Source organism: Kitasatospora sp. NPDC051705 (assembly GCF_044453265.1).
In the GTDB taxonomy this organism is placed as follows: Bacteria; Actinomycetota; Actinomycetes; order Streptomycetales; family Streptomycetaceae; genus Kitasatospora.
Genome location: NZ_JBITCO010000001.1, coordinates 462,557 through 471,564 on the forward strand (window position 1 = coordinate 462,557; position 9,008 = coordinate 471,564).

Sequence of the window (9,008 nt, forward strand, 5' to 3'; positions counted from 1 at the left end):
ATACTAATCGTTGCGACGGTGGGAGCCGTCGGCCGACGGCGGGCACGATGACGTGTACCCGTCCGTTCCGGGGAGGAGCGGACGGCAATGGGGAGGGGCAGGGCATGACGACGAGGTTCGGCAAGGCCCGGGGCGGGCGTGCGACGCGGCTCGGCAAGCGGGTCACGGGGACGGCGGCGGCCTTCACCGCACTCGCCGCCCTGACCGGCTCTCAGGTGACGGGCCTCGGCCTCGCCTCCGTCGCGGCCGCCGACGCGGCCACGCCGCCCGGCGCCACCACCCAGGGCGGCGACCGCTACGGCACCGCCTCCGCCCCGGCCGGCACCGCCACCCCGGGCGGCACCTTCGGCACCGGCGTCCCGGCCGACGGCGGCGGCACCGTCCTGCTGCCGCAGCCCCCGAACACCCTGCCCGGCGCGCCGGCGCCCGGCCCCTTCGCGGCCACCGGGCCGGCCCTGCCCTCGACGGTGTTCGCCGCCTACCGCCAGGCCGAGGCCTCCGCCGCCCAGCGCTCCCCCGGCTGCCACCTGCCCTGGCAGCTCCTGGCGGCGATCGGCCAGGTCGAGTCCGGCCAGGCCAACGGCGGCCAGGTGGACGCGGCCGGCACCACCCTCACCCCGATCCTCGGCCCGGCCCTCGACGGCAACGGCTTCGCCGCGATAGCCGACACCGACGGCGGTCGCTTCGACGGCGACGCACGCTGGGACCGCGCCGTCGGACCGATGCAGTTCATCCCCTCGACCTGGGCGACGTGGGGCGCGGACGCCAACGGCGACGGCAAGGCCGACCCGAACAACGTCTTCGACGCCGCCGAGAGCGCCGGCCGCTACCTGTGCGCCGGCGGCCGGGACCTCGCCGACCCGGCGCAGCTGGACCGCGCGGTCCTCAGCTACAACAACTCCGGCGAGTACCTGCGGACGGTCCGCACCTGGATGGCGCACTTCGGCAGCGGCACCGTCACCACCGTGCCGAACCGGCCCTCCCCGCTGCTCCCGACCGCCTCCTCGCCCTCGCCGCTGCTGCGCCCGACCGGCGCCGCCACCGGCACGACGGGCGGCGCCGGCACCACCGGACCGGTCGCCCCGAGCACCGTCGCCCCGAGCCCGAGCGCGCAGCCGACCTCCCCGGCCCCGACCCAGCCGTCGGACCAGCCCTCGCCGCAGCAGCCGGCCCCGCAGCCGACGACCAGCCCGAGCGCCGCCCCCACGGAGACGCCCACCACCGCGCCCACGCCGACCACCACCCCGACGGGCACCACCTCGCCGTCGGCCACCCCGACGGGCACTCCCAGCGGCACCGCGTCCCCGACCGCCACCCCGACCGGGACGCCGAGCGGCACGCCGACGGCCACCCCCAGCGGCACGCCCACCGGTTGCCCGAGCCCGACCGCCACGGCCACCGCCACGCCGACCGGCACGCCGTCCCCGACCGCCACCCCGAGCGGGACTCCGGCGGCCACCCCCAGCGGCACGCCCACCGGCTGCGCCACCGCGACGCCCACCGCCGCGGCCACGCCGACCGGCAGCCCGAGCGGCACCCCGTCGGTCCCGTCCGCCGCGACCGCCCCGGGAGCGGGCACGACGCCGAGCGCGTCCCTCTCCCCCTCGGCCGCTCCGACGGCCCGCTGACGGCACGACGAAGGCGGCGGCCCGCACCGGGTGGTGCGGGCCGCCGCCTTCGTCGTCCTGCAGTGGCCGTGCCGTGGCCGTCGTGTCACCGTCTCCGTGTCACCGTCGCCGTGCCGCGGCTGCCACGCCCTCGCCGTCCGCTCGCGCCATCCGCTCGCGCGCGGCCGGGCCGCGGCGGCCCGGTCACAGGTGCTTGACCAGCTCCGGCATCAGGTCCTGGAACGTCCGCCCGCTGGCCGGCTGCCCGATCGCCGTCATCTGCCAACCGGCCGGCGTGCGCTGCACCTTCGCCATGATCTGCGCGGTGTACGGTCCGCCGCCGGTCAGCGTGTAGCGGGCCAGCTCGGCCCCGGTCTGCTCGTCGACCAGCCGGCAGAACGCCGCCTCGACCTCCTGGAAGGTCTGGCCGGTGAAGGAGTTGACGGTGAAGACGATCTGGTCGACCTCGGCGGCCATCCGGGTCAGGTCGACGGTGATCGACTCGTCGTCGGTCGCGTCGCCGGCGCCGCCGACCAGGTTGTCGCCGCTGTGCCGGACGGATCCGTCGTTGCTGGTGAGGTGCTGGAAGAAGACCACGTCGACCGGCCGCCCCTGGGAGAAGAGCACCGCCGAGGCGTCCAGGTCGATCTCCCGGCCGGCGGCCAGCAGCTTGGCGAAGAAACCCTTGGGCTGCGCGGCCTTCCAGCCGAGGCCCATCCGGACCACACCCAGCTGCCCGCCGCCCGGCTTCTCCAGGCTGATCTTCTGCCCCTTGGCCAGCGAAACGCTCATCGCGCCCTCCTCGTTCCTGCCGCCGCTCGTGCCGCGTTCCCGTCGCGCCCGGCCGCCGCTCGTGCCGTGAATCTACAGCACTGTCGAAGGCGTTCCGATCATCCGACGGGCGTACGGCGCAACCCCTACCCCGCAGCCCCGCGCCCCTCACCACCTGCACTGGTCCGAACACTGTCAAGCGCCGCGGGGAGGACCCGCCCTCCGTACCCGAGCGATCCGGCTCGCCCAACCGGGGACACGGCGGTCCGACGTCTGGCGTAGCCGTCGACGCGGCCCGAACACCCGGGCGATCCGGCGTCTAGGGTCGGCGCGGAGGCGCCGCCCACCGGGAGCACGGCCGCCTCCGCACCGAGCGCACCGCGCACGTTCCCGGGATCCGCCGACTCACGCTGGGGGACCACCATGTCCGAACCCGAAGGAACACCGCCCGCACCCGCCACCTCCCGCCCCGGCCGCCGCCGCCTGCTGCGGGCCGGCCTCGGCACCGGCGGCGCACTCGCCGCCGTCCGCCTGCTGCCCGGCGGCCGGGCCTGGGCCGCCGCCCCCGCCGCCGGCCCGAGACCCGCCCCGGCGGCCCCGGCGGCCCCAACCACTACGACGGGCGCGGAGGGCGGGGCCCAACCCTGGCCGGACTGGGCCCGGTTCGCCCGGATCGCCGACGGCACCTTCAACGAGCCCGCCGACATGCAGAGCGCCGTCGACGCGCTGAAGGCGCAGAACGTCAGCGTCGTCGAGCTCGACACCCTGCTCTCCAACTGGCTCACCGACGCCGAGTTCGCCGCCCACATGGCCGAGGTGAAGACCTTCACCGGCCTCGCGCACGCCGCCGGCCTGAAGGTCGTCATGTACTACCCGTCACTGGAGCTGATCTCCCCCGGCGGCGAGAAGGGCCGCTCGTTCTACAAGAACGACCAGGGCGGGAACTGGGTCCAACGCGACCTCGCCGGCCGGCCCAACGTGTTCTACGGCAGCGTGGTGGTCTGGGTCGACCCGGGCGACGAGAGCGTCTGGCTCAGCCCGAACTCGCCCTGGCGGGACTACTACCTCAAGCGGATCAAGGGCGTCGCCGCGACCGGCGTGGACGGCATCTGGCCGGACGTCCCGATCTACTTCGACGGCGTGCTCTCCTGGTGCGACGCCTCCACCTGGGGCGCGGCCGCCTTCAGGGCCGACACCGGCCTCCCCCTCCCCGAGGCCGCGGACTTCGCCGACCCGACGTTCCGCCGCTACGTCGAGTGGCGCCACCGCAACCTGCTCCGGTTCCAGCTCGACATCGCCGCCGCCGGCCGCTCCGTCAACCCCGACCTCGTCACCTTCGTCGAGACCGTCTCCATGGACTACCGCTACGCCACCTCGATCGGCCTCGACGGCGGCTACCTGCGCCAGGCCGAGGGCGCCGTCAGCCAGGTCTGGGAGGTGGACATCCTCGGCAACTACGACGGCATGCGGCACGCCACCGCCACCGACTGGGTCTGCCTGATCTCGATGTACAAGTACGCACGCGGCGCCAGCGGCACCAAACCCGCCTGGGCCTTCTCCTACGGCTGGCAGGCCGACGACGCCTCCCTGGTGATGTCCCAGCTGATCGCCGCCGGCTGCAACCCGTACGAGGTGAAGACCCCGTTCAAGAACGACACCGTCGACGCCGCGATGCGCACCCGGATGTACGCCTTCGTCCGCGCCAACCAGGAACGCCTCTACGACGCCGCCCCGATCGCCGAGGTCGGCGTCTACCACTCCAGCCCGTCCCGCGACTACGTCGCCCCGGGCGCGGGCATCGGCATGTACGCCAACGCCACCGCACCCGCCGGGATCACCGACTGGTGGGGCGGCGACGAGCCGGAGCAGAGCTGCGCCGCCGTCCCCTGGCTGGGCGAGTTCCGCGGCACCGTGAAGGCCCTCGTGTACGCGCACGTCCCCTTCGACACGGTGCCCAGCCCCGGCCTCACCGCCGCCGACCTCACCCGCTTCAAGGTCCTGCTGCTGCCCGACCTGCAGGCCGTCTCCGACGCCGAAGCGGCCGCGCTGCGCGGCTTCGTCGCCGCCGGCGGCACCATCGTCATCACCGGCCCGGCCCCCACCGCACTCGACGAACTCGGTGGCCAGAGAGCCGAGTTCGCCCTCTCCGACGTCCTCGGCCTGCGCCGCGCCGACCCGCTCCCCGCCACCCGGCAGAACGCCTACGGCGCCGGCACCTGCTGGTACGTCCGCAACCGGGCCGGCCTCAGCTACCTGACCAGGACCGACCAGTCCTCCGCCGACCAACTGCTCGCCGCCGTACGGCAGTCCGCCCCGCCCGCCGTCACCCTGGCCGGCGACCGCCGGATCTACCTCGACGCCCGGCGGCTCGGCGCCGACACCGTCGTCCACCTGGTCAACTTCACCAACTTCGGCGACACCCCGGCCGCCTTCCGCACCACCCCCGCCAACTGCACCCTCTCCTACACCCTCCCGCCCGGCACCACCCCCACCGCCGTCACCGTCGCCACCCCCGACGGCACCGACCCCACCCCCAAACCCGCCCCCCACACCGTCACCGGCACCACCCTCAGCATCCCCCTCACCCTCACCCAGTACTCCGTCGTCACCATCACCACCCGCTAGAACGCCCGCGGGGCGGCGCCCCGAACCACCCGGAGCCCCGCCCCACGGACGTCCTCGTTCACCTCATCCCGGCCTCACGGCCGTCCCCTTCAGGGAGTGTGCTGCTCGTACTGCAGGCTCCACTGCTGGTTGGCCTGCACGCCGGGGCAGTCCCAGATGCCGAGCCGGGTGCCCTGATCGGTCGCCCACCCGGGCAGCTCGAGGCACCGGCCACCCGGGTTGCCGGCGGGATCCACCGTGGCGGGCAGCACGATCCTGCCGTCGGGACGGACGCTCCACTTCTGGCCACTGCCACCGGTGCAGGTCGCGAGGACGACCCGGGTGCCGTTGCCGAGCGCGTCGTCCTTGGTGGACAGGCAGTAACTGCCCGCACGGATGGTGCCGTCCGTCGCCGGGCTGAACCGCTGGGCGGCCGTCTCCCAGCAGCTGTAGACGGCGACCTCGGCACCGTCGTGGGGCCCGCCGACGGCATCCATGCACTGCCAGCTCGCGGTGGCGGGGTGCACGGAGACACTGGCGTCGGCGTAACCGAGGAACTGCCAGTCACCGAACCCGTCGACCTTGTTCCTGGTGCCGTCGCTGCTCTTCCCGGGGAAGACGGTGATGGCGTTCGCGCCGTTCACCGCCCAGAGGTCCGGGTAGCCGTCGTTGTTGAGATCGGCGGCACCGACCTGCGGCTGGGCCGCGGTGGTCCAGTTGGCGCCGGTCAGGATCGGTGTGCCGGCGTCGGGCCTGGTCAGCGCGGAGTAGTCGACGGTGCCGTCGGCCTTCCAGGTGAGCGGGTAGGCGTAGACGGTGCCGTTGGTGCGGTGCCGCGCCCATATGGTGGTCTGGTACGTCGGGTCCGTGGTCCCGGGCACCGTCGTCGCGCCGTTGGCGGCACCGGGAGTGAGGAGCTCGTAGTCGTTCCAGCTGCCGCTCGTGGTGGGGATGAGCGTCGCGCTGTCGACGTTGTCGGCGAGGCCGTTGGGCTGGAAGAGGTAGAGGTTGTTGTTCTCCACGGTCAGGAGGGAGGTCTGGGTCATCATGACCTGGTGGGACGGGTTGTTGGGCTCGCCGCCGACCGACTCGCCCTCCGGGGTGCCGATCGCCACGACCTGGGAGACGTTGCTCCAGACCTTCTGCGTGTAGGCGGCGCAGCGTGCGCCGGTGCCGTAAGTGGTGCAGCTGGTGGGGCGGGTCAGCTGGGACGGACGCAGCGCGTCGAAGCGCCCCGTGCCGTCGTTGGGGATCAGGTACAGGTTGTCCCTGAGTTGGGGAGCCTTGTCCTTGGTGTAGTGAGCGACGATCTGGTCAACGGCCTGGCCTACGGCAAAGGTGCCGTGGTGGCTGATCTGGAAGTCGGCCCAGGTGGCGCCGAAGTCACGGTTGCCCGGCGCCGCGGAGGCCGGGGCCACCAGCGAGTTCACCGGGTCCGTGGTACCGCCGATGATCCGCAGGTCGCCGTTCTTGTCGGCCAGGTCGATGTCCGGCTGCTGGTCGTTGGTGACGTCGCCGAACAGCGGCTGGGTGCCGGGCTTCCAGGGGACGTAGAAGTTGTAGAGCGCCGGCTGGCTGTAGTTGCCGGCGTTGTCCATGGCCCACGCGTAGAGCGTGTTGGTGCCCCACTGCCGCGGCTGGTAGTCGTAGGGCTGCCCGGGCGCGAGCGTCCCGTTCTGCCCGCAACGCCAACCGACGACCGGGGTCGGGTCGTTGCTGACGCGCACGCAGGCGATGCCGGAGGCCTGCAGACCCTGGCCGGGGGCCGGGTCCTCGGCGTTGACGGTGAACCTGCCCCAGTCGTTCATGTACTTGGCCGGAGTCGGGTTCGGAGTGCCGGAGGGCGGGAAGTCGGTGGAGCTGATGCTCACCCGGGGGTTGGTCCGGTCGATGCGGAAGTAGCACGCGGCGCTGCCGGGCGAGCTGAGGGTGCCGTCGCTGGACTGGGCGTACCAGCCGTACTGGTGGCCGTCGGACAGTGCGCCAGGGGAGACGGCTTCGGCGGGGCTGTTGTAGGGCCCGCCCCAGTGTCCGTCGGTGAAGGAGAAGTTACCGTCGTTGTCGTCCCACATCCGGTAGCTGGTGTAGAGGGACTGGCCGGCCGGGGAGTAGCTGTTCGCGATCAACGAGATGCTCTGATTGCTGCTGATCCAGCCGGGGTTGTCCCAGGGGTGGGTACCACCGCTGGTGCACTCATTGGTGCTGTTGTTCCACGCGAAGCCGGGTGCGGGGCTGGTCCGCGGGTACCAGACGGTCGGCGTGATGTCGTACGTGGTGGTGATGAACGGGTTGTTGGCGATGTAGTGGCGGTACGAGGCCTCGAACTCGTTGTTCATCGGCGCGATGCCGACGGTCCACCACGGCCACTGGCCAGCGACGGCCTGCTTCATCATGGCGGTGACGTCGATGGCCAGCGGGCCGGTGCCGGTGAGCCACTGGCCGTTGACCGTCGGGCAGTTCTCCATGACGGCGGTCTTACTGGTACCGCAGGGCTGGTCGTTCCAGCTGGTGTGCTCGTAGATGGGCTTGGGCGCCGAGTACACCACGAACGGCGTGTTCGTACCGGGGCTGGAGGCACCGGTGACCTGGGCGTTGAGCGTGGAGGTGAAGACCGTCGGCGGGCTCTCCGCCCCACCGGGCTTGGTGTAGAGCGCGGGGTTGATGCCGAACTGGAAGTAGGCGCGCTGGCGTCCGGTCACGCCGCAGTCCAGCGCCGGGTCGCTGCTGTGGTAGCCGCAGAACCCGGTGGCCAGGTTGGTCTTCTTGTTGAAGTTCTCGGCGGTCTTGTGGTTCTCCTGGACCTCCACCGACCCCTGGACCGAGCTGGTCGCGACCAGGGACGGGTCGAGGTACCACGGGCCGGTGCCCGACCCGAGTGCGCCCTGGTTCGGCGTCAGCTCGATCGCCGCCGGGGTGACCTTCGTCCCGATGGCGGCCACGTTCGCCCCGTCCCCCGGCGCCTCGGCGGAGGAACGGATGCCGCCCGCCGGCGCAGATCCGGGGTCGGCAGCAGGAGCCGCCGCAGCAGCGGCCTTGGCGGACTTCGGCGCCGTGGCGGGCGCCGCGGTCGTCGACGAGTCCCACTGCAGCGCCGACGGGGAGCGGAAGCGCAGGGCGCCCTTGTCGTCCTTGACGTCGATGCGGCCCTGGTCGTCGGAGGTGACCGTCAGGCCCTGGGCGGTGATCGGGAAGCGCAGGGTCTTCAGCGCCGGGTTGACCGCCGCCTCCGGCGTGCGGACCACGATCACGTCGCGCCATCCCCCGATGGGCAGCGCGGTCAACTGAAGGTCGACGCCGGGCAGGACGTCGGCGTAGGTGGCGGTGGATCCGTTCAGCGCCGGCTTGGGCAGCGGGAACGGGGCACCGACCGAGAGCTTCTTCCCGTCAGCGGTGGAGATCGTGGCCATGGGTCCGCCGCCACCGCCCGAGAGCGCCAGGGCCGTGTTCGAGACGGCGGGGCCGACGGTGCCGTCCGCGTTCGCTCGCAGGGTCGGGTCGAGGTCGGCCCAGGCACCGTTCTGCCGGGTTCGCACCGGCTGGGCGTTGTCCGTCGTGGTGAGGGTGCCGTTCGCGTTGGCGACGGTCTTCGACACCTCGTTGGTCATGGCCTCCACGACGACCGCCTTGCCGGTCGACCGGGCCTTGGCGACGGCGTCCACCATCGCCTGCTGCAGGGGTGTTCGGGCCGGGCCCGGCGTCGGGGGCACCAGCGGCGGGGCAGTGCCGCTCGGGCCGTGCGGGGCGGGCGGTGCGGCATCGGCGGCGACCGCGGCAGGCGCGGTCAGCAGACCGACGCTCAGGGCGCAGCTCGCCGCGAGGGCGGCGAGTCGCGCCGCTCCCCGACGCGCCGAGCGCGGTGGAGGCATGTTCGGAAATGTTCGCGAAGTGATGGACATGTCTGCTTCTGGGCTCCCCTCCCATGCGCGATCCCCCTCCGGGAGATGCGTTCGGGTCGGAACGATGCGCCCTGACCAGCGGGTAGGTCAAACGCTTTGCAGGATTGGGTTGGCATGTCCGGATAAGAGC

Annotated in this window: 4 protein-coding genes; 2 read left to right on the forward strand and 2 right to left on the reverse strand. The window is 72.8% G+C overall.

What is annotated here, in order from left to right:
• The first annotated feature begins 104 nt into the window (after positions 1-104).
• Positions 105-1,628, forward strand: a complete 1,524-nt coding sequence (locus ACIA8Q_RS02175) for a lytic murein transglycosylase (RefSeq protein ID WP_396316612.1) — start codon at positions 105-107, stop codon at positions 1,626-1,628.
• Between the two features lie 183 nt (positions 1,629-1,811).
• On the opposite strand, the gene ACIA8Q_RS02180 is transcribed toward ACIA8Q_RS02175, so the two are convergent.
• A complete protein-coding gene (locus tag ACIA8Q_RS02180; RefSeq protein WP_360218934.1) occupies positions 1,812-2,399 on the reverse strand; it encodes a TerD family protein in 588 nt (195 codons plus the stop codon).
• 402 nt (positions 2,400-2,801) lie between these two features.
• Here ACIA8Q_RS02180 and ACIA8Q_RS02185 point away from each other — a divergent pair, with 402 nt between their 5' ends.
• Complete coding sequence (locus tag ACIA8Q_RS02185; RefSeq protein ID WP_396316613.1) at positions 2,802-5,003, forward strand: hypothetical protein; 2,202 nt, start codon at positions 2,802-2,804, stop codon at positions 5,001-5,003.
• A gap of 89 nt (positions 5,004-5,092) precedes the next feature.
• Here ACIA8Q_RS02185 and ACIA8Q_RS02190 read toward each other — a convergent pair whose 3' ends face one another.
• On the reverse strand, positions 5,093-8,848 hold the full coding sequence (locus ACIA8Q_RS02190; RefSeq protein ID WP_396316614.1) for a ricin-type beta-trefoil lectin domain protein: 3,756 nt from the start codon (positions 8,846-8,848) through the stop codon (positions 5,093-5,095).
• Positions 8,849-9,008: the final 160 nt, after the last annotated feature.